This is a genomic window from Auritidibacter ignavus (assembly GCF_029853775.1).
In the GTDB taxonomy this organism is placed as follows: Bacteria; Actinomycetota; Actinomycetes; order Actinomycetales; family Micrococcaceae; genus Auritidibacter; species Auritidibacter ignavus.
Genome location: NZ_CP122564.1, coordinates 1,691,302 through 1,714,328 on the forward strand (window position 1 = coordinate 1,691,302; position 23,027 = coordinate 1,714,328).

Genomic DNA, 23,027 nt, shown 5'->3' on the forward strand with positions numbered 1-23,027 from the left:
GCTTGCGGTCTTAAGGGGACAACATCAGGGCAGGTTACGACCGGCTTGAGGTAGCCCGGGCGACCTCGGCGGAGGATCGGACCGGTCATCCGATTCATCATCGGGCGGAATCTTACACCATTGCTCGACGACGAGGCCGATCACCGTCACCGCTGCACCGGTGACCACCATCATCATGGCATCTACCGTGGTTTGAGAGCCAATACCGGCCGCGGGGATCCGATCGATGAGAATCCCGATGTGCCATCCGGCGATCACCATTCCGGTGTAGGCGGTGGCTTGGGCGAGCACCACAGTTCGGGCCGCTGCCAGAGGATTCATCCGGGCCGCCGGGGGTTTCTTCCGATCGCGCAACACGCGGATCCCGAGCACCATCAACAAGGCTGCCACAGCGGTCAGGGTGATCACCGCGGCAATACCCAGCACCGGCACCGGTAGTCGGTAGGCGGTGGTGAGCAGAGTGCCGATCCAGCCGATCGCGGCAGCGATGACCAGGGTCAGCACCAATAGGCCGGGCCGGGTGGTCTTCATAGACGGTGCACCTCATCGGCATCGGTAGCAGCTTGGATCAGCTCGGTGATCGGTGTGCCATCCAGCGTGGCGTCGGGGTCGATCCAGCTCCAGGGCACCAGCACGAATCCGCGTTCGTGCGCGCGCGGGTGCGGTAGCGTCAGCTGAGGATCAGCGCGGTGTTGCTGATCGTAATCGATGACGTCAACGTCCAGGGTCCGCGGGCCCCAACGCACCTCGCGCCGGCGATGGGCGCGCGCTTCCAGATCGTGGCCAAAGGCCAATAACTCCTCGGCACTCAGTGTGGTGGTGATGATGAGGGTTTGGTTGAGAAAGTCGGGTTGTTCCACCGATCCGACCGGTGTGGTGCGCGCCAGTGGTGAGGCCTGCACCGTCAAGATCTGGGGATGGCCCTTCAGAGCCACGACGGCCTCAGCTAGCTGTCGCCGTGGATCGTGGAGGTTAGCCCCGAGCGAGAGCACCGCGGTTACTGGTTCCATGCCCGTCCACGCTCGATAGTGACGCTCACATCGGCAAAATCCGCCGGCACTGGAGCTTGCGGCTTGTGCACCGTGATCTTGACGTGTTCCACCAGTGGCTGTTCTTCCAGCAAGGTGCTGGCAATCTGCACACCGAGCGTTTCGATCAGGTCATAGGCCTGTCCGGAGATCAGTCGCTGGATCGTGGTGGCCACCTCGGCGTAGTCCACCGTGTAGTTGACCTCGTCGTAGGTGGCGGCCACCGACACATCCAGACTCAGCTCGGCGTCGACGATGAAAACCTGTCCGGCCTGTTTTTCAGAGTCCAAAACCCCGTGAAAACCGCGGCCACGCACCCCGGTGAGGGTGATCAGATCGTCGTGGTGTTTGTCTTCGCTCATCGAGCATCCGCCCAGGCGGTGGCGACCTTCACGGCGTCCAGATTAGTGGGCACATCGTGGACCCGCACCGCCCAGATCTTGCGCTGGGCGACCAAGGCCGTCACGGCGGCGGTGGCAATATCGCGCTCATCCACCGGACGTGGTTCGCCGTGGCGGTTAGCCAGTACAGTGCCCAAGAACCGTTTGCGGGAGGCGCCAACCAACACCGGATAACCCAGTTGCTCTATGGCCTCCAGCTGGCCCAAGAGCTCCCAGTTGTGCGCGCCCAGCTTGGCGAAGCCTAAGCCCGGATCGACGATCAGCTGGTCGCGACAGACCCCGGCGTTGGTGAAGGCCTCGATGATCTGGCCCAACTCGGCCACGACCTCGGCAGTCAGGTCCTCATACTTTGCTGCATCGTCCATGGTGGTGGCATCCCCACGGTTGTGGGTGAGGATGTACTTGGCCCCGGTTTCGGCGATCAGGTGTGGCATCTCGGGATCGAAGTTCAGTCCGGAGACGTCGTTGATGATGATCTCGCCGTAGTCCATGGCCGCCCGCGCGGTGGCGGCGTGGCGAGTATCGACCGAGACCAGCACGCCGGCCTTGATCAGTGCCTCCACAACCGGCAGAATGCGCTGCTGTTCCTCCTCGGCGGAGACCTCTTGGCGCCCCGGCGCGGTGGATTCGCCACCGACGTCAACCAGGTCGGCACCGGCGTAGTGCATGCGCAACCCGTGATCGATCGCCGACTCCACGGAGAAGTGTTCGCCCCCATCGGAGAAGGAATTATCGGTCACGTTCAGAATTCCCATGACCAGGGTGCGGGAGGTGTCCAACTCGGAGAACGTGGCGCGGTGAACCTTGCGCACCACGCTGAGCGGTCCGGTGGAAGGCCCGGTTCCGGGCACGGCTGCCATACTCATGTTCGTCCTTTCAACGGTCTGCCGGTGGTTACTTTCGCAAGATCAAGCTCATGGCTTCGGAGCGAGTGGAAGCATCGCGCAATTGTCCGCGCACTGCTGAGGTGACGGTCATGGCTCCGGGGGATTTTACGCCCCGCATCGACATGCACAAATGCTCTGCTTCTACTACCACAATAGCCCCGCGCGGGTGCAGATGAGTCATCAGCGCTTCAACCAGCTGATCGGTCAGGCGTTCTTGGACCTGTGGGCGCCGGGCGTAAACATTGACCAGCCGGGCCAGCTTGGACAAACCGGTCACTTTGCCCGACTCCGAGGGGATATAACCGATATGGGCCTGACCGTGGAAGGGCAACAGGTGGTGTTCACAGGTGGAGTAGAAGGCGATGTCCTTGACCAGCACCATCTCGTCGTGGACCAGGTCGAAGGTCTTTTCCAGCACCTCGCCAGGTTCTTGGCCCAGTCCTCCGAAAATTTCGGCGTAGCTACGTGCCACGCGCGCCGGGGTTTCCCGTAGCCCGTCGCGGTCGGGATCTTCGCCGATAGCTTCCAGGATCTCACGCACGGCGGCTTCAATGCGTGGCAGGTCCATTAGCACCCCTGCGGACTCTCGCCGGGGCTGTCATTCGGCAATCCGTCGCCAGGTTGGACCAGCGGGTTGAGGGTATCGGAGTGCCGTTCCGGATCCTCACCGGCTTGTTGAGCGGCCTTCTTTTCGGCCTCAGTCTGGACCGGTGGAATATCGGAGACCGGACGATCTTCATTGAACAGCCACAGCGGACGCGGGTCGCGTTTGCGCACCGGTGCGAAGATTTCGTCCAACTCGGCTCGGTTCAGGGTCTCCCGGCTGAGCAACTGGGACGCTAACTCATCGAGCACGTCCCGGTTTTCGGTCAGAATCCAGTGGGCCTCGGCGTGTGCATTGTCTAATAGGCCACGGACCTCCTCATCAACCACCGAGGCCAGCTCATCGGAGTAATTGCGGTTGGGCTCTTGTTGGGCGTAGGCATCCTGGTTGGCCGAGCCCAGCTTCACAGTCCCGATCTTGGCCGACATGCCGTAGTCGGTGACCATTTTACGCGCGGTTTCGGTGGCCTTCTCAATGTCATTGGAGGCACCGGTGGAGGGGTCGTGGAAAATAATCTCTTCGGCCACCCGTCCACCCATGGCATAGGCCAGCTGGTCGAGTAGCTCGTTGCGGGTGACCGAGTACTTATCTTCTTCCGGGATCACCATGGTGTAGCCCAGCGCTTTTCCGCGCGGAAGGATGGTGACCTTAGTGACCGGGGCTGAGTTGCGCAATCCGGCCGCCACCAGCGCGTGCCCGCCCTCGTGGTAAGCGGTGACTTTGCGCTCGTGTTCTTTCATCAACCGGGTGCGTCGTTGCGGACCGGCCATCACGCGATCGACGGCCTCATCCAACGCGCGGTTGTCGATCAACTGCGCGTTAGAGCGGGCGGTGAGTAGCGCGGCCTCATTGAGCACATTGGCCAGATCCGCACCCGAGAAACCCGGGGTTTTCTGAGCCAGGGTCTTCAAGTCCACGTCGTCGGTCATCGGCTTGCCTTGGGCGTGGACGGTCAGGATCTTCAGCCGGCCTTCCAGATCGGGGGCCTCGATGGGAATCTGACGGTCGAAACGACCCGGACGCAACAACGCCTGGTCCAAGACGTCAGGACGGTTGGTCGCAGCGATCAGGATGACGTTGGTGTTGGCGTCGAAACCGTCCATTTCCACCAGTAGCTGATTCAGGGTCTGTTCGCGTTCGTCATTACCGCCACCGATACCGGCGCCACGGTGACGACCCACCGCATCGATCTCGTCGATAAAGACAATCGCCGGGGCGTGATTCTTGGCCTGTTCGAAGAGATCGCGCACGCGGGAGGCACCGACACCGACGAACATTTCCACGAAGTCCGAACCCGAAATCGAGTAGAACGGCGCTTCGGCCTCGCCGGCCACGGCCTTGGCAACCAGGGTTTTACCGGTCCCGGGAGGACCGTAGAGGAGTACACCCTTCGGAATCTTGGCACCCACCGCGTGGAACTTCGCTGGCTCGGTGAGGAATTCTTTGATCTCGTACAGCTCGTCGACTGCCTCGTCGATACCGGCGACGTCTTTGAAGGTCACCTGTGGCATGTCCTTGTCGACCATCTTGGCCTTGGACTTACCGAACTGCATGATCTTGCCGCCACCACCCTGCATGCGGGAGAGAATGAACCAGAACAACAGGGCAATAATGATGAACGGGATCAAGAAGCCCAACATGGACAGGAACCAGTTATTTTGCACCGGTTCGTCGGTGTAGTCCTCCACGTTGGACTCGGCAATGGTGTCCATGACCGTTTCAGCGCGGTCGGTGGAGTAAAAGAAGTAGACGTCAGTGCCGACGTCCTGACCTTCGTGCTCGTAGTTGTCACGCAGGGTCAGATCCACGCGGTGGTCGTTATCGGAGACTTTGGCTTGCTCTGCTTTATCGTCTTTGAGTAGCTGCACACCTTCGGAGGTATCCAGCTGGGTTTGGGTTCCAGAGGTCAGCACTGGAACCACGATTAACAGCATCAGCACAGCGAGCACGATCCAAATGATCGGGCCCTTGAAAATCTTTTTGACGTTCACTCAGTCTCCTTACCCCCGCGCGCAGAACGCGTACTCGCCCTAGCATATCGGCAACGTCAACTTGGGGTGGAGTTTGGTTGACACGCTTTCGCAACAAGTGGACAGCGACGCCAGGGGAATGACAGTCCCCTTAGGAGTACACGTGCGGAGCCAGCGTAGCCACCAGCTCGAGGTTGCGGTATTTCTCCGCGTAATCGAGCCCGTAGCCGACGACGAATTCATTGGGGATATCGGCGCCGACGTATTTAACGTCGATGTCGACCTTCAATGCATCCGGCTTGCGCAACAACGTGCAGATCTCCACCGACGCAGGGCCACGAGATTCCAGATTGGTGCGCAACCACGACAAGGTCAGCCCCGAGTCGATAATGTCTTCCACGATCAGCACGTGCCGACCCATCAGGTCGGTTTCCAGGTCCTTCAGGATTCGGACCACACCGGAAGATTTGGTGCCCGACCCATAGGAAGACACCGCCATGAAGTCCAGGGTGACGTGGGAGGTCATGGCTCGAGACAGATCGGCCATCACCATAATCGCGCCCTTAAGTACGCCGACCATCAGCACGTCTTTATCGTGATAGTCCTCGTCGATCTGGGCTGCCAACCGCGCCACGGTGTCGCGCAATTGCTGTTTGTCCAGTAAGACGTGCAGGAGGTCATCCTCGATGTCTTCTACTTTCATCTCAACTCCGTGACGAGGGGACAGTGAACAATTCTAGTGTGTCATATTCGCCGGGATTTTGGCCTCGGTTCCGGCGCGCGGCTACCCCGCCTGCCAGCTGGATGGGCCCGGCCGAGGAACCTGGACGCGCCCGGGCTAGCTCCATCACTGCCAGCGTGCGCTCTCGAGACGGCCGTGTGCCGCCCAGTTCGGTGACTGCCTTGCCGATGACCCGGTGCCCCAGCGCGGCGGGAAGGTCTCGGACGGCCTGCAGGTCAAAGCGGATGGTTGCCTTGTGTATCTGGGCCAGCATTCGGTAGCGCCGGTGTGCCTCAGCTTCCAAATACGCGGCGTCTTCGGCAGCAATGGCTGCGGTGGCCAGGAGCCCGGAGCGCACCGTGGGACCCAACTGTTCCAGCCCGGGTAGCACCTGGTGGCGGATCCGGGCACGCAGGATCCGCGGATCGGTGTTCATCGGATCCTGCCACGGCTCGATTCCTGCCCAGTGACAGATCTGTTCGGTCTCAGCCCGGGAAATCCCTAAGAAAGGGCGCACCACATGCAACGGGTGGTGTAACTCACCATAGGTGGTGGTTTCGGCGATACCGGCCAGCGAGCGCGGACCGGACCCGCGCACCAGGCCCAACAGGACTTGTTCGGCCTGATCATCGGCGGTGTGTCCCAGTGCCACGGCCTGGGCCCCGGTGGTGTGAGCACCCTGGGCAAAGGCTTCCAGACGCCCCACCCGAGCGGTGGCTTCCAGTCCCCCGGTTCCGGTTTCCGGCAGATCAAGGGCACGGGTGATCACTGGCTCGAGCCCGAGTTTGGTCGCGATCGTCGCCACCGCGGCAGCGACCTCGGCAGTACCCGACTGAAGCTGATGGTCGAGGCTGATCACCCCAAACCGTCGGGTGTGGTCTGCTCTGGTCTGGCACAGCGTCGCGACGACGAGTAAGGCCATGGAGTCGGCCCCACCCGAAACTCCCAGCAGCGTCAGTGACTGGGGACGGGTGAGTCGTTGCAATTGCGCCAGCCCTCGATGCAACGGTTCTGGCCACCGGCGGGCGGGCGGAAACGCGCCGGTCAACTGCGGCCGGGTCTGCCAGTGGTTCACAGGGCCTCAGTGCGGGCGATCCAGGCCGTAGCGTCGTGCAGTTCCGCCTCGGTGGGCATGTAGCGGGCGTCGGTGAATACGCGGTTGAATCCATCCATCCCGATCTGCGCGACCACCGCCTGCACGAATTGTTGACCGTTTCGATATTGCGCGGCTTTCGCGTCCATGCCAATGAGTTTGCGGAACAGGGCACCCAACGGACCACCGGGCGGTTTGCGGTCGTTGAACCGACGCCGAATGGTGTGTTTGGTGGGGACCAGACTGGTCGAGACGGCATCCATGACCACATTGGCGTGGCCTTCCAACAGCGACATCACACCGTTGACCGTCGACATCTGCGCTTTGATGGCATCTCGGCCACTCAGGGCCTGATCGGGGTCAGTCATCATCACCAGCAATGAGGTGACGGCCTGTTGTAAGTACTCAGCCAGCCAGGGTGCTGCGGCAAATTGCACGCGGTGGGTTTGTTCATGCAGGCACACCCAGAGGCGGAAGTCCACCGGATCGAGGTCGAGCTCGCCTCGGATCATCGCGGTATTCGGGGCCACCAACGCCAACCGACCTCCCCCGGCCGGGCCGGGGACGAAGGGGTCATACTGACCCAGAATCCGGGTGGAGAGATAACCCAGCACGGTGCCGAGCTGCACCGAGGCGGTGGCCCGCGAGGCACCGGCAAAGATTCGGGAGGTGTAGAGCGGATTGCGAGCTTGGACGGCTTCGAACCCGGGACGGGTCATCTCCACCAGCCCGGTTGCCGTGGAGCGGGCCCAGCCGGGGCGGTCCAACACCAGCACCTGCGAGTCATCCAGACCGCGCGCCACGTCCAACCCGGTGAGCTGTTGCACGGTCTCCACCGAAGTCGTGGCGGCCGCATGTAACCCGGCGACTTCGGCCCGGGCTTGCCGGGGTGAGAGGCGCACTCCGGGCCGGGCAGTGGCGCGCGCGGTGGTCGCCGCCAGGTCTACGTCGATCATCTCCATACGACCATCACAGCACACTCAGCTGAAAGAATCAGCAACCACAACTGGTCAGCGCGGTGGTCAGCTGGTCCAGGTCGCTCCGGGCATCCAGGATGCCTCCCCCGCCGATGTCTTGCGGCGAGATCAGCACAAAGTACACTGGCCGGCCATCTTGCGTGGTCGTGATTCCCGACAGGGTCACCGAGGCCGCTAGCGTCCCGGTTTTGGCCCGCACGGTGCCTGCGGTGGGCCCCTCGTCCATGCGGGTGGCCAACGTCCCGTCGGATCCGGCCACGGGCAGCCCCTCATCAATCGGGCTCAGTTCCGGGGTGGTGGAGATCGTTTCGACGATCTCCACCAGATCCGAGGCGGTGGTGAGATTAAGTGACGACAGCCCGGAGGCATCAGCGATGGTGGTGTTGCTCAGACCGTGTTCGTCGACGGTCTCGGTGATCATCTGTTGGACACCGGTCACGTTGGGTTCAAAACCGCTGGCCATGGCAGCTTGCCGGGCCAAGACTTCCATGATTTGGTTATCGGATTCTTTGATGCCGTAGGCGAGTTGCTCGGCTACGGTGGCCGATTCCGCGCTGGCCAGTTCCTCACCGTCCACGGTCTCGGTGGTCACCGATTGCTCGGCCAGGGTGACGGTGAGATCGGAGTCTTCTGGCAGCGCCTCATCGAGGTGTTGCCAGAAGGTGCTGGCCACAAAACCAGCCGGATCGTGAACGCGATCGGTCCCGGAGGACTTGTGGGCCCGGGCGCCGAAGGTGGCAATTGGGGTGACCTGAGAGATATTGCCCGAGGTCACCATGCCCTCTTCTTCCCAATCCGGGTGAAGCTGTTGATAGTCGGCCACCTCGACGGCTACCGTGTACTCCCCAGTGGCTTCTCGTTCGTCCAGAGCAGCCAAGGTGTCCTCGGCGAGGGTTTTCAGCCCGGCTCGTCCCGCAACGGCCCGGTCATCCGAGTCCTCCACTCCCATCAGCGCGTCACCGCCGGCGTGGATGGTCAGCTGATGATCCGTAACGCTCACGGTGGTGGTGAAACGGTGTGCGGGGTCCAGGTGATCCAAAATGGCCACACCGCTGATGAGTTTCAGGGACGAGGCCGGCGTTCGGATGTCATCGGCGTGCCGGCTGTAGAGCTCGTCGCCGGTGTAGCCATCCACCACCATCATGGCGATGTCTGCTGAGCCGGTGCCGCCCAGCTGGGATTCCAAGGCCTGCGGGTCGATGGCTGAGGTCTCCTCGACCTGTTGGAGATAGTCGGTGAAGGCTACCTCGGCGTGGTTCATCGTCTTTTGTGCGATGGTCAGTTTCGGAGCGCTCAATGCCGGGGTGGGAGTGATCAGGAGCCCGGAGGCCACCGCAACCGTCGTCAGGAAAGCCAACGGGACCAGCGCGAAACCGCCCAACGCGAAAGATAATTTGGACATGCACGCTCCCCCGTTTTCTGTGGGCAGTAAAGTTTGATAAGCAGGAGATGAACCCGATTCCGGGTCATTGGACCTCTAGTAGTTTATAGGAGAACTCAGCGCCATGAACCACGATGTGACCGTCGAAATCCCCTCCGGTTCCCGGGTGAAATACGAGATCGATCATCAGACCGGTCGAATCCATTTGGACCGGTTGCTGTTCACCTCGATGCAGTACCCGACTCATTACGGCTATTTTGAAAACACCCTGGGCGAGGACGGCGATCCGCTGGACGCGTTGATCTATCTGCCCGATGTGGACTTGGTTCCCGGCGTGGTGGTCGAAGCCCGGCCGATCGGTATGTTCTCGATGACCGATGACGGCGGTGGCGACGATAAACTGTTGTGCGTCGTCGATGATCCACGCTTCGAGCACATTCAGGACATCCAAGACGTCAGTGACTGGCTGAAGTCAGAGATCGAGCACTTCTTCACCCACTACAAAGACCTGGAGCCAGGCAAGTGGGTCAAGGCTGATGGCTGGAAGGGCCGTGACGAAGCAGAGGCAGAATTGAAGGCCTCCATCGAGCGCTACCACGGTTAATCACCTCACGCCGAACGGTTCTTCCGACACAGCTTAAGAAGCCTCCCCGTCAGAAAAAAATGTTTATACTCTGGAGTTACCACTTATTGATGGTTTTCCAGAAGGATTTACCTCAATAAAGGTTCCAGCATTTATTTTTTGAACTTCCGGCTCTTAAAACAAGAACGGACCACACATGTACGTTGTATCGATCGCCGACCGACCGCGGGGCTCCGCCTCCTCGCACCTGGATTTGTTGGCTGAACGTGTGCGAAATCACACGCCCGCAGATCAGCCCGACATGATCGTGATACAGCGAGACTCCGAACGCTTAACCACACTGTTGACCGATACCGACGCTGTGATTGACACGGCCTTGCACGCATTGCGCCTGGGTCAGCTCAGCGTCGGCATCGGGATTGGTCGTCTCGATTCCTCCGATCAAGAACACCTCGCCGGGCCAGGCCTGGATGCCTCCCGGCAGGCACTACTGGCGGCAGCCAAGCAGGGCCAGATCGCCCCGGTGCGAGTCCACGTCGCCCAGCCCAGCCTGAATTTCGACTCAGCTCGGTTTGCCGAGCATGCCCAGTCGGTCTTACAACTATTGGGGCACACCATTTCCCGGCGCTCCGTGGCCGAATGGGCCGTGATTGACATGATGACCCCGGGAATGCGAGGCCAGCAACGCGATGTTGCCGAGGCTCTGGGCATCACAGTGCAGGCTGTCTCGCAAGCGATTAAGCGCTCGTTGTTTAAGAGTGAACACCAGGTGCGGGCAGCCATCGCCGCTCACCTCGAGGCCAGCTACGATCACCTCTACGATCGCCACGCGCTGGCCGAGCACGGTCACCGGGTTTAGAGTAACGATTCCAAGACCAACGCCAGCCCGTCATCATTGACGTGTTCGGTGACTTCATTCGCGATCCGTTTGACCCGCTCGGGTGCCTGCCCCATGGCCACGCCGCGCTGCGCCCAGGCCAGCATCTCGGTGTCGTTGTACCCATCTCCGACAGCCACCGTCCGATCTTGGTCGATACCCAGCTTCTCCCGGAGCGCTTCCAGACCGGAGGCTTTGGAGATGCCGGCGGCTGCCACATCCAACCAGGCGTTATAGCCCACCGAGTAGGCCACCGAGGTCAAGCCGATGGACTCGACAGCTTCACCAAATTCTTCGACCGAGGAGTCCTGAGAAAACACGACGAGACGCACCGCGGTGGCCTCACACAGTTCTTGGAAGCTCACGCCTCGGGCGCGGACACCAAAACTAAAGTCTTGGAACCGCTCAGTGGACAGAAACGCACCGGATTCGGTTTCGATCGCGAATTTGGCCGAGGGGATCCGGCGCTTGACTTGTCCCAACACCGGGGCAGGGTCGAACGTCTGCCGGTCAATGACCTGGTAGCCACGGTCAAACTCGGAGCCTAGCTGAAGGGTGACCCCACCGTTGGAGCACACCGAAAATCCGTCCGTGAGTCCAATGTTCTCAATAACCGGCAGAGTCGCGCCAAGAGATCGTCCCGTTGCGATCATCACGTGATGTCCGCGTGCGATCACCGCCTGCGCGGCCTCGCGGACTCGAGGAGACATATGCCCGTCGTGGTCGACCAACGTTCCATCAACATCCAGGCATACCATCTTCGCATCGGATTCGATCATGGATCCAGCTAACCATACCTTTCAAACTGCGGGTAAACAGCTGGAAACCAGCCCCGCCCGAGGGTTCAGGGCGCGGATTAGTCCGCAGCCAGCACCGGCAGTACGTCCAGGCCTAAATAGGGGCGCAACGCTTCGGGAACCGTCACTGAGCCGTCAGCGTTCTGGTGGTTCTCCAGGATGGCGACCAGCCAGCGCGTGGTAGCCAGGGTGCCATTAAGGGTGGCTGCTGTCTGCGTACCGGCCTTATTGCCCTGATCGTCAAATAACCGGTGCCGAACATTGAGTCGCCGGGCCTGATAGGTTGTGCAATTCGAGGTCGAAGTCAGCTCGCGGTAGGTCCCTTGCGTAGGGACCCAGGCTTCACAGTCGAATTTGCGGGCCGCCGATGTGCCCAGATCGCCGGCAGCGGTATCGATGATGCGGTAGGGCACCTGGATTTTAGCCATCATCTCACGTTCCCAGTCCAGCAGGCGCTGGTGTTCCTTAGCGGCCTGGTCCGGGGTAGTGTAAACGAACATTTCCAGTTTGTTGAACTGGTGAACCCGGATAATACCGCGGGTGTCCTTACCGGCGGCCCCGGCTTCGCGACGGTAGCAGGTCGACCATCCGGCGAAACGACGTGGCCCTGCGGACAGATCCAGAATCTCATCCCCGTAGTATCCGGCCAGCGACACTTCGGAGGTACCCACCAGGTAGAGGTCGTCGCGCTCCAACCGGTAAATCTCATCGTCGTGTTCAACGTCGAAACCGGTACCGTTCATGGTTTCGGGACGCACCAGAGTGGGAGTAATAATCGGGGTGAATCCTGCCTGAATCGCCTGGTCCAGTCCCATCTGCATCAGCGCAATTTCCAACCGGGCACCCACGCCGGTCAAGAAGTAGAACCGGGAGCCCGAGACCTTGGCTCCCCGTTCCATATCGATCGCACCAATCAGCTCACCGATCTGCAAGTGATCTTTCGGCTCGAAGTCGAACTCGCGCGGGGTACCGACGGTCTCCAGGACCGCGAAGTTCTCTTCACCGCCGGAGGGGATACCCTCGCTAATCAGATTCGGGAAGACCGTGACGAGCCGGTTGAGCTGTTCGTCAGCGTCATTGGCGGCAGCTTCGGCTTGCTTGACCTGGGCTGCTAGTGATTTGACCTCATCGAGTAGGCGTTGCTTTTCCTCCCCGTGAGCGCCGGCGACTTTTTTACCGAACGCTTTTTGTTCAGCCCGCAACGACTCGAACCGTTGCAGAGTGTCTCGACGGTGTTGATCGGCAGCCAGGATGTCATCCACCAGGGATTGCTGGTCACCGCGAGCGCGCTGCGACGCTTTGTACAGATCGGGGTTCTCGGTGAGGTGTTTGACGTCAATCACGCTCACCAGGCTACCGTATTCTCGACGATGACCATGAGCGTTGCCCACCCCGTAGTATGGGCTTTATGCGACCAGCTCAGATCATCACCAGCATTGCCCTGGGCGTTGGGGCCATTGCACCGTTGGGGTGGGCCCTGAAATTGCGCAAGGATCTCCATGAGCGTGAGGAACACATCACCGCCCTCATGAATCAATTGCAACGGGTGTACGAGCTACCGGAGGTCTCCACGGCGCTGCAAGTGCCCGGCCATATCGGAGTGGTGATGAATCCTCATAAGGGGGAGCTGGTCGAGGTGCTGGCAGCCGTACGTCATGCCGCCTACCTGTTAGGTGTGGAATCGGTCGAGCATTACCCCACCCAAGAAGACGACCCGGGCGTCCAGGCCAGCCGGGACGCCCTGAACGACGGCGCGTCCCTGGTCATCGCGGCCGGCGGTGACGGGACGGTGCGAGCGGTGGCCGAGGCGCTCGTGGACACCGAGGCCGATCTGGGCATTATCCCCGTGGGCACCGGAAACTTGCTGGCCCGGAATCTCAATCTGCCCTATAACGACATCGAACGGTGCGTCGGCCTGGCGTTGCAAGGCACCACTCGCGCGATCGACACGATCGACCTGACCGTGGAACGCACCGACGAATCGGTGCTGACCTCCACCTTCGTGGTGATCGCCGGGGCCGGCATCGACGCTGAGATCATGTCCGATACCCGTGACGGCATCAAACAGGCCGCCGGCTGGCTGGCCTATGGAGAGGCCGGGATGCGTAAGCTCCCGGGCAAACGCAAACCCATCTGGGTCTCGATTGATGATCAACCCGCCCGTCGATCCAAAGTACGCTCGGTGATGATTGCCAACTGTGGCATGCTCCAAGGTGGCATCCGCATGGTGCCACACGCCAGTATCTACGACGGGTTACTCGACGTAATGCTCCTGGCCCCGCGCAACCTATGGGACTGGGCCCGGGTGGCGCTCAACGCAATCTCCAAAAATCACGCGCCCTTGCGCGCCGTGGACACCATGCAGGGTCAAAAATGTGTGATCGAGTTGGCCGAGCCCATGATTTCCCAACAGGACGGCGACGCCACCGGCACCGCGCGCCGGATCACCGCCACGGTCAATCCCGGCTCATTGCGCGTCCGGTGCTAACAGCTGACGCACCCAGGCCTGACCTCGTTGATACGCCTCATCGCTGAAGTGCTCATCGATCTGGTAGTGGCGCCGATCCGCCCGCGGATATGATCCCAAGAACGTGATCTGCGGAAACATCCGGTACAGCGCAGCCAAACTGGCCCCCACGCGCTGATCGGCCAGGTGTCCCTCCAGATCGATCGAGAAAAAGTACTGGCCCAACCCGGCCCCGGTGGGGCGGGACTCGATCCGGGAGAGGTTGATCCCGCGGGCGGAAAACTGTTCCAGAATCTGCATCAACGCACCCGGACGATCTTGTGGCAGTGGCACCACCAGCGTGGTTCTATCCGATCCGGTGGGCTTTCCCGGGCTACCCGGGCCGGAGACCACCACGAATCGAGTGACCGCACCCGGGGTGTCCTCAATGGCCGAGGCCAACACGTGCAGTCCTAGTTCCTGCGCCAAATGCGGGGCACACACCCCGGCCTGTCCGGGGTGTAGCGCCCGAGCTCCGGCAGCGGTGGACCCGGCCGGCACAAATTCCGCGTGCGGGATGGTCTCCTCGGCCCAGCCCCGTACCTGCGCCCAGGCGTGGGAGTGGGTGGTGACCTCCTGAATTGCTGACAGCTCGCGGGCGTCAGGGCTGACCAGTACGAAGGTGATCGGCACCAGCACTTCACGGTAGATCTGCAAGGAACCGGCCGCGATCGAGTCCAGGGTGGCGCTGACCCCGCCCTCCACGGAGTTTTCGATCGGTACGACCGCGGCATCAACCTCGCCGCGGCGCACCATACTCAGGGCACTCATCACCGAACCGGCCGCCACGGCCTGATCGTCCTCGGTGATCACTTGTCGCAACGCGGCCTCGGTAAAAGTGCCTTCCGGCCCCAGGAAGGCATAACGCTGTGCTGCGGTCATCGCTGGTTATTTCACCTGCGGTTCGGCGTCGCCATCGGCTTCCATCGGCTTACCGGCTTCGAACCACGCGCCGTTACCCCCAGCGACATTGAAGGCCGTGTACCCCTGAGACTCCAGGTATTCGGCCGCCTTCGCCGACCGGCCCCCGGTCCGGCAGATCACGTAATAATCCTCGTCGGGGTCCAGCTGCTCCAAACGGACCGGTAGATCCCCCAGCGGTAAGTGGATCGCACCGACCGGTCGCCCCACCTGGAATTCATAGTCCTCACGCACGTCCAGGATGGTGGCATCATCGGGAACATCGTTGACACTGACGGTTTCGAAAAGACTCATGATCCTAGCCTACTGAGACGGCGGGATTCGTTACAGTAAGAGTCATGAACCATCTTTCCGCCGTGGAACTTCGCGATCAGTTGAGCGCATCAGCCGTCAGCGCCACCGAGGTGACCAAGTACTACCTGGAACAGATTCGCTCCCGCCCCGAACTGGGCGCGTTGAGCCACGTGAATGAAGACCTAGCCCGTGAGCGTGCGGCCGTCCTCGACGAGCTACCGGTCGATCACCGCGCCGCCCTGCACGGGATCCCAACTGCCTTCAAGGACCTGGTGCGCGTGGCCGGAATGCCCACCCGGTTTGGCTCCCGGGTCTTTGCCGATGCCGTGCCTGAACCCAGCAATGACCCCTCAGCGGAACTACTGACCGAAGCTGGCACCGTGCAAGTGGGCAAAACCACCGTCCCGGAGTTCGGGCTCTCGACGTATTCGGAGAATCTGATCGATCCCCCGGCGCGTAACCCTCGCGATATGGAAACCACCCCGACCGGATCCTCTGGCGGGGCCGCCGCTGCGGTGGCTGCCGGACTGTTGCCCCTGGCCCCCGGGACCGACGGCGGTGGTTCGATCCGCATCCCGGCCGCGGCCACCGGACTGGTCGGCCTGAAGCCCGGCCGTGGCACACTCAGCTGCGATGATCAGCGCGAGACGGTTACCAATCTCAGTGTCACCGGCCCGCTGGCACGTACCGCCGCCGATGCGGCACTACTGATGGACGCGTTCATGGATCCCACCTCCGTAGCACCGGGCCGGTACTTGCACGCCGTCCAGCAGGGTGCTGAAGGCCTAGCCCCGATGACGATCGGCGTGACGACAGCCTCCCCCTTCCACCCGGATCTGCAGATCTCCTTGGCCCGAGGCGCGGTCGAAGCCCTGACCCAAGCGGCCAGCATGCTCACCCAAGATGAGCACCTGGTCACCGAGCTGGATCTGATTTACTTTCCGGGCTACCACGAGAACTTCCAGATTGTGTGGACCTCCGGGCTACACCGGGCGCCGATGCCCACCACCGAAGGCCTGGACGATTTGGCCGAGTACTTCTTAACCAGTACCGCCAACCTCAGCGCCGACCAGGTTGCCGAGGCCGAAGGCAACCTGACCCAGTGGGCTCAGGACACCCGGGCTGAACTAGGACAAACCGATATTGTGCTCACCCCGGTGTTGGCCTTCCAGCCACCGAAAATTGGCGCTTTCCGCGAGCTGGAACCGCAGGCCAACTACGACTATCAGTGCCGGTTTACGCCCTATACCTCGATGATCAACGTCATGGGGCTACCGGCCATCTCTATTCCGGTCACTGACCAGTGGTCCGTCCAGGCCATTGGCCGGCCCGGAACCGAAGCTCAGCTTTTGGCCCTGGCTGCCAGGATGGAGGTGCTCAACCCGAGCAACGCCACCAAGAATAAGCAACCCGACGAGGAACGTTGATCACCCCGGTGGGCTGAGGACCGATCTGCCTCCGTCTCCGTCTCCGAGCCCTGTGTCGGGGTATTGGCAATCACCGGATAATCCCCGGCCAGGGTTTCCTGCGGTGAACCATCACCCCACGGACCGGCCAGTGGTTGCTCCGCGTACGGGTTATCACCGAACGGGCTGGGCGTTTCCGCTATCTCGTCGTGAGCCTCACCCCACCTCGGCAGGCCCCGTTCGGCGGGCTGAGTAGGATCATCGAGCCATTCGTTCGGCTCGGCGTCATGATCCTCCGGCTCTTCCGGCTGCTGGGAGGGGTACCACGACTTCGCCATGACTACAGCACCCGCTTGGTGAACTGTTTCTTCGCCCACCCGTAAGGCGGGTAGACCGCCTTGAGGGTATCGAGCTGATCGGTCTTGGACACCTCAGCCCGATTCAGTTCCGCTCCCGCATCGAGAGTCTGCTGTAACATCTCAACCAATCGCTGAGTGTGTTCCGCAGAGATCAGACGACCATAATCCAACGAACTTTCCGGGCTGGACTCATAAAACTCATCAATGACCTTGGGCAACTCTGCTTCGAGCTTGTCTCGCATCTGATCACCCACAGCCAGCACATAGTCCGGAGCCACACAAGTTTGGCCGGCATTGACGAACTTCCCCCAAGCCAGCCGTTTGGCAATGGTCCCCACCGGACCGTCGGAGACCACCGCCGGAGATTTACCACCCAGCTCCAAGGTCACCGGGGTCAGCTGTTGAGCGGCCGCCTCGTACACGATCCGTCCCACGCGCTCACCACCGGTATAAAAGAATATGATCCCATTTCTTTGCGCTCCACGTGTGGCCGGACCGATATCTAATCCGATGCCCAATCTCAGTCACTTCGGCTCCGGTCCATCATTAGTTCACAAAAACGGACCGGAGCCGGCTTGGGTATCTCTGATATAAGTATTCCGGATGGTCACTTGGCCATTCCTAGCCAGCGTCTCTAGGCAATCTCGTCGTTGTATACGATTCGTTAGCCTCCCAACGAGGAATGACTGCCACGGGAATCCGCGGCCACAATCGCGATCGGCGTCGATAAGTAACCGACCCTGGGGGGTATCCTGTCTTCAAGGTCTCACCGCGACGGGGGCTACCCCATACTGCTGTCCAACACATATGTCACACCTGTAGGTCCAAACTGAAGCTGTGCCGATTGGAGAAAAATTCCGTTCTCAGATGACCTACCAGTGACACGTCATTCGCTACCAACATTTTGAGGTCTCACGCTATTCATTGCTGATCAGTGAACACCTTCATCTGAGGGCTGAGAATCGCCTCACGGTAAACCCCGCAGAGGATCATCCAGCCACTTGGTAATCTGCCAAAAGTCTCATCCTACAAAGATGTTCATTTGGCTAAGGGGCGGCGAACACTATTCTTCACTTTCTCTGAGCAAGTACTCCGCCGGTAGGACTAGTTCAATAAACCACTTCCCAACCATCAAGCCGGTTCGCCTTCGGTCAACTTCACCGTTGACGATTTTCGTTGGTCCTTAGACATCGCACTAACGGCGACTGTTATGCCCAGCGACACCGGCAAACTGACGAGGATTTCAGCAGAGGCGGGCATATCCGACATGACAAGGATACTGAACGTTGTAGCGCCCCCGATCATCCCGGCAAGCGCACCTGCTGAAGTTGTCTTCTTCCACCAAATTCCTAGAACCATGGGCGCGAAAAATGCAGAAGCAAGAAGGGCAACCGCAGCCGTGTAAAGGACAACAATAAACTCAGGTGGATTGAGTGCAAACAGGATGCAGACGATCCCCACAAGCCAAGTAGCCCCTTGAGTCACCCGGATAACTTCTTTTTCACTAGCCTGTGGTCGGAAAATCCCGCGGTAAAGGTCATGACCGATGGCAGAGTTGCAGGCCATAAGAAGTCCCGCAGTTGTAGACATGATGGCGGCAAGAACCGCGGCAGCCACAAGGCCTTCACCTATGGGGCCGAATACATGACTGGACAAAGCGAGAAATACTGCATCTGGATTGCTTAGATCCAAGTTTGGAATCAAGGTCGCCGCTGCCGGCACGAGGATGAATGCATTAATGAGGATCACCACACTGAAGATAAGCATAGAGATGTTGAGTGACGTTCGGGCGGAACGTACGTTGCGGGCAGAGTAGACTCTCATAATGATGTGTGGCAGAACACATATTGCCGTGGCCCAAGTCAAGAAGGCCCCTACGGAAGACCACACCGGAACAGCATCACTCGGGGCGCCAACCGCGGGAAACGCTTCCAACGTCGCCGCCCAACTTGCTGAGTAGTCGCTCATGGCTGAATAACAGGCCACCCCCAAGCCCACAACACACGACACCAGCAAAATGCCTTGGAAAATATCATTCCAGGTCACCGACAGGAATCCTCCGATGGAGACATAGAGAATGAAGACCAATCCTGTGATCCAAAGACTCGTCTGATAATTCCATCCCATCAGATAGCCGGCAACGATCGCCGAGCCTCGCAACTGCGACACAATGTAAGTGCCACTTGCGATAACGATAAGGAGTGGGACGAGCACGCGCATTGTCTTACTGCCAAACCGAGCCTTGAAGAAGTCAGGCAGGGTGTACTTCCCTAAAGCACGCAGGGGCCGAGCGACCAAAATTGAGGCAACTACAAACCCGACAGTTGCACCGGCTGTTAGCGCTGCGCCATATGGAAGCCCCAAAGCAAGCGCTGTACCGGCACCTGCCATCACGGTTCCACCACTAGCCAAGCTCGCCAAGAACGCCCAAGAATTGACGAACGTTCCAAGAGAGCGCCCGGCTACGAAAAATTCTTCAGTAGAGTTACGGACTCTACGGTATGCAATGACACCAATCACAATAAGAACTACGAAATATGCAAGAACCATGAAGAGTGTCATTATCTAGTCCTTTCTGCTGCGCAGGGCCATAATGAGCGCCACTACAGGACTTAAAACCATTAACGCGTAGAGAAACCAGGCAACAAGATCGATGCCTCCAATAGAGAAGCTACTTCCGATTGGAGAAAAAGCGATAGTAGCAACCAGTGCTATGGCGACCAACAGGCCTATTTCACCCGAGGTTACCTTTTGGCTCTTTTCTGAGCTCAAGATGCTTCCTTCCATAAATTAATGTGGCTGAGCCCCGTCCAGAAGTCCTACATAGGCCGCAAGCATGATCTTCGGACGAAAACACAAAACACAACGACATGAACATGAGTTCAACGTCAACAATACACTATAATGTGGCGTAGGTCACTTTGAAAGCCCCAACCGACTCACTAAAACAGCGCACCCCCGTGGCATCAAGGGTTGAAGTTGATGTCAACTTTGATAATCTTAGGGTGTTCTACGTCACATCTAAGGAGTGGGATGAAGGTTCTAATCGCAAATCGCGGCGAGATCGCTGTAAGAATCGCCCGAGCGGTGAAGTCGTTGGGATGGCAACCGCAGCACGTTCACGCCCAAGGAGAATCACCTCTCTCAACTGACTCCGTCGAACTTTCTCAATCGGGCCCAGGCGCATATTTGGACATCAACTGCCTGGTGGAAACAGCGCAGCGCACTAATAGTTCGGCCATCCACCCTGGGTACGGCTTCCTCAGCGAGAGCGCACAATTTGCCGAAGCGTGCGCTGAGAATGACATCGATTTTATTGGCCCGAAACCGGATATCTTAAGACTCTTCGGAGACAAAGCTGCCAGCCGCCATCACGCACAGAAGAAGGGCGTTCCAGTCCTAGAATCCACAAGCTCACCCGCGGGGATTGCGGAGATCACGAAACTGCTAACGAACAACCCTTCCGGAGTAATGGTTAAAGCCGTTAGTGGTGGCGGAGGACGTGGCATGCACGTTGTGCGCAGTACCGAGGAGCTACCAGCCGTCGTCTCTAGGTGCAAATCCGAAGCCCTTCGTGCTTTTGGTAGAGCCGATCTATACGCCGAACGACTCATGACCGAAGCGCGTCACCTCGAAATACAGGTTCTGTGCGATGACCACGGGAACAGAGTTGCTTGGGCTGAGCGAGATTGTTCTATTCAGCGACGGCACCAAAAAGTCATTGAGATCACTCCCAGCCCAATTCTCCAAGACAAGCACCGCGAGCGTCTCCTCACAGACGCTTTAGCGCTCTTTGACTCCAGTGACTATTGCGGGCTCGCTACTGTGGAGTTTCTAGTAGATGCTCAGAAATTGCGAAATACAGGTCAACTGGATCATGTGTTTATCGAGGTCAATCCCCGTCTCCAGGTCGAACATACGGTGACGGAAGAGCTATTCCATATCGACTTAGTTCAAATGCAGCTTCGCGTAGCTACAGGTGAATCACTAACCGCTTTGGGACTTGAGACGTCTATTATGTTCCCTCCAGAACACCGTTTTGCCTTCCAATCGCGGGTGAACGCAGAAGAACTCACTGATGGCGTATGGACTGCTTCGACAGGGACTATTACATCTTTGGAGGTACCTAGCAACCTCCGTGTCGATACACATCTGCAAGTGGGGCAGGAAGTTGGCCGGAATTTTGACTCACTCCTAGCCAAAGTAATCTCCGTCACTGACGGGGACTACGAACAGGCTTGCACAGAAGCGGAAGAGGCCCTTCGTGCGATCCGCATTGAAGGTGTAGCAACAAACATCGCCTTCCTCTCGGAAGTCCTAGCCGATTGCACTATACGTGAAGGCTTAGTGACTACAGCCTGGTTGGACGACAAACTCGCGGAGAAGAAAGCCCTACCCCCGAAGGGTGACCCGGCGACTATTGTAGCTCCTCAGAGTGGTTCAGTCGTGAGCATCGATGTGACGGTCGGTCAACAAGTTGGCCCATCACAGAGTATCGCTACCATCGAGGCGATGAAGATGGAACATCCTGTCACAACCGGGGCAACAACGGAAATCACTGAACTCCTCATAGAAGTTGGTCAACAAGTCGAAGCAGGTCAAATAATTGCCCGTCTTCACCCGGTAAAGGGGGAATTCGAGTCACTCTCTGCAAATATCCCCAAACAGAATTTAGATGAAATTCGTGCAGATTTAGCGGCTCTCCAGGAGCGTGTATACCTGACCCAAGATGCCGCGCGCCCCCAAGCTGTGGCTCGGAGACACGACCGTGGCCATCTCACCGCAAGGGAGACAATCGACGCTCTAGTTGACCCTGATACGTTCTTGGAGTACGGGACATTTCCCGTCGCGGCCCAACGCCAACGGCGAGAAATACAGGACTTGATCACAAACACCCCTGCGGACGGAATCGTTACCGGACTCGCTAAAGTTAATGGCACTGACTGCGCAGTACTCGCTTACGACTACACCGTGCTCGCCGGAACGCAGGGGTATTTCAGTCACAAGAAAACTGACCGCTTGCTGGACGTTGCCCGGGTCCGTCAGATACCAGTGATCTTTTTTGCCGAAGGAGGGGGTGGGCGACCAGGTGAAACAGACACGTCCAACATTTCAACGGCAGGACTTAATAATACTACATTCGCAGCTATGGGTCGGCTAAGTGGCCATGTACCGACCATCGGTGTGGTCACCGGACGCTGCTTCGCAGGAAATGCCGCCTTGCTCGGTACTTGCGATGTCATCATTGCGACAAAATCCGCCAACGTGGGAATGGCGGGCCCTGCGATGATTGAGGGTGGAGGTTTGGGGAGCTACGCGCCGGAAGACATTGGTCCCATGGAAGTACAAGGCCCAAACGGTGTGGTTGACATTATTGTCGACGACGACAAGGCAGCAACGGAGACGGCCAAACTCTACCTGTCATTCTTCACTGGCACTCGCGAAGAGTTCTCGGTGGCTGACCAAAGGCTCCTACGACATGCCGTGGGAGAAAACCGCAAACACGTCTACGACATTCGCAAACTGATCGAGACTCTGGCCGATGAGGGTTCTGTTCTAGAACTCAGAAAAGACTTTGGAGTTGGAGCTATCACTGCACTGGTCCGCATAGAGGGGCAGCCGATGGGCTTAGTCGCCAACAACCCCATGCACCTTGGTGGCGCGATTGACGCTGAAGCCGCAGATAAGATGGCACGCTTCCTGCAATTGTGCGATGCGCACCATCTTCCTGTCATCTCCTTGTGTGACACCCCTGGCTTCATGGTGGGGCCGGAGAGTGAGAAAACCGCAACAGTCCGTCACTTCAGCAGACTATTCGTCATTGGTTCTCAGCTTCGAGTACCTATGATTACGGTTATTGTGCGTAAAGCCTACGGGCTCGGTGCCCAGGCGATGGCCGCTGGTGGATTTTTCGAAACTGTCGCTACCGTGGCATGGCCTACCGGCGAAGTGGGAGCCATGGGGCTGGAGGGCGCGGTTCGCTTGGGCTATTCGAAAGAATTAGATGCCATCGATAACCCACAAGAAAAAGATCGCCGATATCAGCAGCTCCTCGATGATCACTATGAAAAAGGTAAGGCGGTCAATGCCGCTATGAAGCATGAATTCGACGAAGTCATCGACCCCTCCGAAACCCGCCATTGGATCGTAGCGACAGTCGGTAATCATATTCCAAACAGCTCTACTGGCCGCTACATCGACACCTGGTGAAAGGAACCCATC

23 protein-coding genes are annotated in these 23,027 nt (G+C 59.2%); 5 read left to right on the forward strand and 18 right to left on the reverse strand.

Features of this window, described 5'->3' with window-relative positions; genetic code table 11:
• Nucleotides 1-24: 24 nt before the first annotated feature.
• The 10 genes from QDX22_RS07715 to QDX22_RS07760 all read right to left on the reverse strand — a co-directional run bounded on the left by QDX22_RS07715 (nucleotide 25) and on the right by QDX22_RS07760 (nucleotide 9,083).
• On the reverse strand, nucleotides 25-531 hold the full coding sequence (locus tag QDX22_RS07715; protein WP_110099268.1) for a DUF3180 domain-containing protein: 507 nt from the start codon (nucleotides 529-531) through the stop codon (nucleotides 25-27).
• Complete coding sequence (gene folK / locus QDX22_RS07720; RefSeq protein WP_110099267.1) at nucleotides 528-1,010, reverse strand: 2-amino-4-hydroxy-6-hydroxymethyldihydropteridine diphosphokinase; 483 nt, start codon at nucleotides 1,008-1,010, stop codon at nucleotides 528-530. Before folK ends, QDX22_RS07715 begins: the two co-directional genes overlap by 4 nt.
• Nucleotides 998-1,390, reverse strand: coding sequence for a dihydroneopterin aldolase (gene folB / locus QDX22_RS07725; RefSeq protein WP_110099266.1), 393 nt, complete (start codon nucleotides 1,388-1,390; stop codon nucleotides 998-1,000). Before folB ends, folK begins: the two co-directional genes overlap by 13 nt.
• Nucleotides 1,387-2,295: a dihydropteroate synthase gene (gene folP / locus QDX22_RS07730; protein ID WP_110101598.1), complete on the reverse strand. Its 909-nt coding sequence runs from the start codon at nucleotides 2,293-2,295 to the stop codon at nucleotides 1,387-1,389. The genes folB and folP overlap by 4 nt, the downstream gene beginning before the upstream one ends.
• A 28-nt stretch (nucleotides 2,296-2,323) precedes the next feature.
• The gene (gene folE / locus QDX22_RS07735; protein WP_110101599.1) at nucleotides 2,324-2,884 is read right to left on the reverse strand and encodes a GTP cyclohydrolase I FolE; all 561 of its coding nucleotides are present in this window, start codon (nucleotides 2,882-2,884) and stop codon (nucleotides 2,324-2,326) included.
• Nucleotides 2,884-4,911 (reverse strand): ATP-dependent zinc metalloprotease FtsH, encoded by a 2,028-nt coding sequence (gene ftsH, locus QDX22_RS07740; RefSeq protein ID WP_279717712.1) that lies wholly within the window; start codon nucleotides 4,909-4,911, stop codon nucleotides 2,884-2,886. The genes folE and ftsH overlap by 1 nt, the downstream gene beginning before the upstream one ends.
• Before the next feature lie 130 nt (nucleotides 4,912-5,041).
• Entirely contained in the window at nucleotides 5,042-5,593 is a 552-nt protein-coding gene (hpt, locus tag QDX22_RS07745) for a hypoxanthine phosphoribosyltransferase (protein WP_110099263.1), read from the reverse strand.
• Between the two features lies 1 nt (nucleotide 5,594).
• The gene (gene tilS / locus QDX22_RS07750) at nucleotides 5,595-6,686 is read right to left on the reverse strand and encodes a tRNA lysidine(34) synthetase TilS (RefSeq protein ID WP_279717713.1); all 1,092 of its coding nucleotides are present in this window, start codon (nucleotides 6,684-6,686) and stop codon (nucleotides 5,595-5,597) included.
• A complete protein-coding gene (locus QDX22_RS07755) occupies nucleotides 6,683-7,660 on the reverse strand; it encodes a zinc-dependent metalloprotease (protein WP_158524780.1) in 978 nt (325 codons plus the stop codon). The genes tilS and QDX22_RS07755 overlap by 4 nt, the downstream gene beginning before the upstream one ends.
• A 37-nt stretch (nucleotides 7,661-7,697) precedes the next feature.
• Nucleotides 7,698-9,083 (reverse strand): D-alanyl-D-alanine carboxypeptidase/D-alanyl-D-alanine-endopeptidase, encoded by a 1,386-nt coding sequence (locus tag QDX22_RS07760; protein ID WP_279717714.1) that lies wholly within the window; start codon nucleotides 9,081-9,083, stop codon nucleotides 7,698-7,700.
• A 103-nt stretch (nucleotides 9,084-9,186) separates the two neighbouring features.
• On the opposite strand from QDX22_RS07760, the gene QDX22_RS07765 reads away from it, so the two are divergent.
• Both QDX22_RS07765 and QDX22_RS07770 read left to right on the forward strand, forming a co-directional pair.
• Nucleotides 9,187-9,666 (forward strand): inorganic diphosphatase, encoded by a 480-nt coding sequence (locus QDX22_RS07765; protein ID WP_110101602.1) that lies wholly within the window; start codon nucleotides 9,187-9,189, stop codon nucleotides 9,664-9,666.
• Between the two features lie 175 nt (nucleotides 9,667-9,841).
• A complete protein-coding gene (locus QDX22_RS07770; protein WP_279717715.1) occupies nucleotides 9,842-10,504 on the forward strand; it encodes a hypothetical protein in 663 nt (220 codons plus the stop codon).
• Here the strand turns inward: QDX22_RS07770 and QDX22_RS07775 are convergent.
• Together QDX22_RS07775 and serS are read right to left on the reverse strand one after the other, a co-directional pair.
• On the reverse strand, nucleotides 10,501-11,301 hold the full coding sequence (locus QDX22_RS07775; protein ID WP_233492021.1) for an HAD family hydrolase: 801 nt from the start codon (nucleotides 11,299-11,301) through the stop codon (nucleotides 10,501-10,503). The two genes, QDX22_RS07770 and QDX22_RS07775, sit on opposite strands and share 4 nt — an antisense overlap.
• Nucleotides 11,302-11,378: 77 nt before the next feature.
• Nucleotides 11,379-12,662 carry a serine--tRNA ligase gene (serS, locus tag QDX22_RS07780; RefSeq protein WP_279718188.1) on the reverse strand — a complete coding sequence of 428 codons (1,284 nt, stop codon included), beginning with the start codon at nucleotides 12,660-12,662 and terminating at the stop codon, nucleotides 11,379-11,381.
• Between the two features lie 65 nt (nucleotides 12,663-12,727).
• Here serS and QDX22_RS07785 point away from each other — a divergent pair, with 65 nt between their 5' ends.
• Entirely contained in the window at nucleotides 12,728-13,807 is a 1,080-nt protein-coding gene (locus tag QDX22_RS07785) for a diacylglycerol/lipid kinase family protein (RefSeq protein ID WP_279717716.1), read from the forward strand.
• Here QDX22_RS07785 and pheA read toward each other — a convergent pair.
• Complete coding sequence (gene pheA / locus QDX22_RS07790) at nucleotides 13,787-14,707, reverse strand: prephenate dehydratase (RefSeq protein ID WP_279717717.1); 921 nt, start codon at nucleotides 14,705-14,707, stop codon at nucleotides 13,787-13,789. The genes QDX22_RS07785 and pheA overlap by 21 nt on opposite strands.
• Nucleotides 14,708-14,713: 6 nt before the next feature.
• The gene (locus tag QDX22_RS07795; RefSeq protein ID WP_279717718.1) at nucleotides 14,714-15,040 is read right to left on the reverse strand and encodes a rhodanese-like domain-containing protein; all 327 of its coding nucleotides are present in this window, start codon (nucleotides 15,038-15,040) and stop codon (nucleotides 14,714-14,716) included.
• A 44-nt stretch (nucleotides 15,041-15,084) separates the two neighbouring features.
• Here QDX22_RS07795 and QDX22_RS07800 point away from each other — a divergent pair, with 44 nt between their 5' ends.
• A complete protein-coding gene (locus QDX22_RS07800; protein WP_279717719.1) occupies nucleotides 15,085-16,467 on the forward strand; it encodes an amidase in 1,383 nt (460 codons plus the stop codon).
• On the opposite strand, the gene QDX22_RS07805 is transcribed toward QDX22_RS07800, so the two are convergent.
• The 4 genes from QDX22_RS07805 to QDX22_RS07820 all read right to left on the reverse strand — a co-directional run bounded on the left by QDX22_RS07805 (nucleotide 16,383) and on the right by QDX22_RS07820 (nucleotide 19,577).
• Entirely contained in the window at nucleotides 16,383-16,784 is a 402-nt protein-coding gene (locus QDX22_RS07805) for a hypothetical protein (RefSeq protein WP_279717720.1), read from the reverse strand. The genes QDX22_RS07800 and QDX22_RS07805 overlap by 85 nt on opposite strands.
• A gap of 2 nt (nucleotides 16,785-16,786) precedes the next feature.
• On the reverse strand, nucleotides 16,787-17,239 hold the full coding sequence (locus QDX22_RS07810; protein ID WP_279717721.1) for an aldehyde dehydrogenase family protein: 453 nt from the start codon (nucleotides 17,237-17,239) through the stop codon (nucleotides 16,787-16,789).
• 697 nt (nucleotides 17,240-17,936) lie between these two features.
• Complete coding sequence (locus tag QDX22_RS07815; RefSeq protein WP_279717722.1) at nucleotides 17,937-19,367, reverse strand: sodium:solute symporter family protein; 1,431 nt, start codon at nucleotides 19,365-19,367, stop codon at nucleotides 17,937-17,939.
• Nucleotides 19,368-19,370: 3 nt separating this feature from the next.
• The gene (locus QDX22_RS07820) at nucleotides 19,371-19,577 is read right to left on the reverse strand and encodes a hypothetical protein (RefSeq protein WP_279717723.1); all 207 of its coding nucleotides are present in this window, start codon (nucleotides 19,575-19,577) and stop codon (nucleotides 19,371-19,373) included.
• A gap of 261 nt (nucleotides 19,578-19,838) precedes the next feature.
• Between QDX22_RS07820 and QDX22_RS07825 the strand changes: the two genes are divergently transcribed.
• Nucleotides 19,839-23,015, forward strand: coding sequence for an acetyl-CoA carboxylase family protein (locus QDX22_RS07825; RefSeq protein ID WP_279717724.1), 3,177 nt, complete (start codon nucleotides 19,839-19,841; stop codon nucleotides 23,013-23,015).
• The last annotated feature ends 12 nt before the right edge of the window (nucleotides 23,016-23,027 follow it).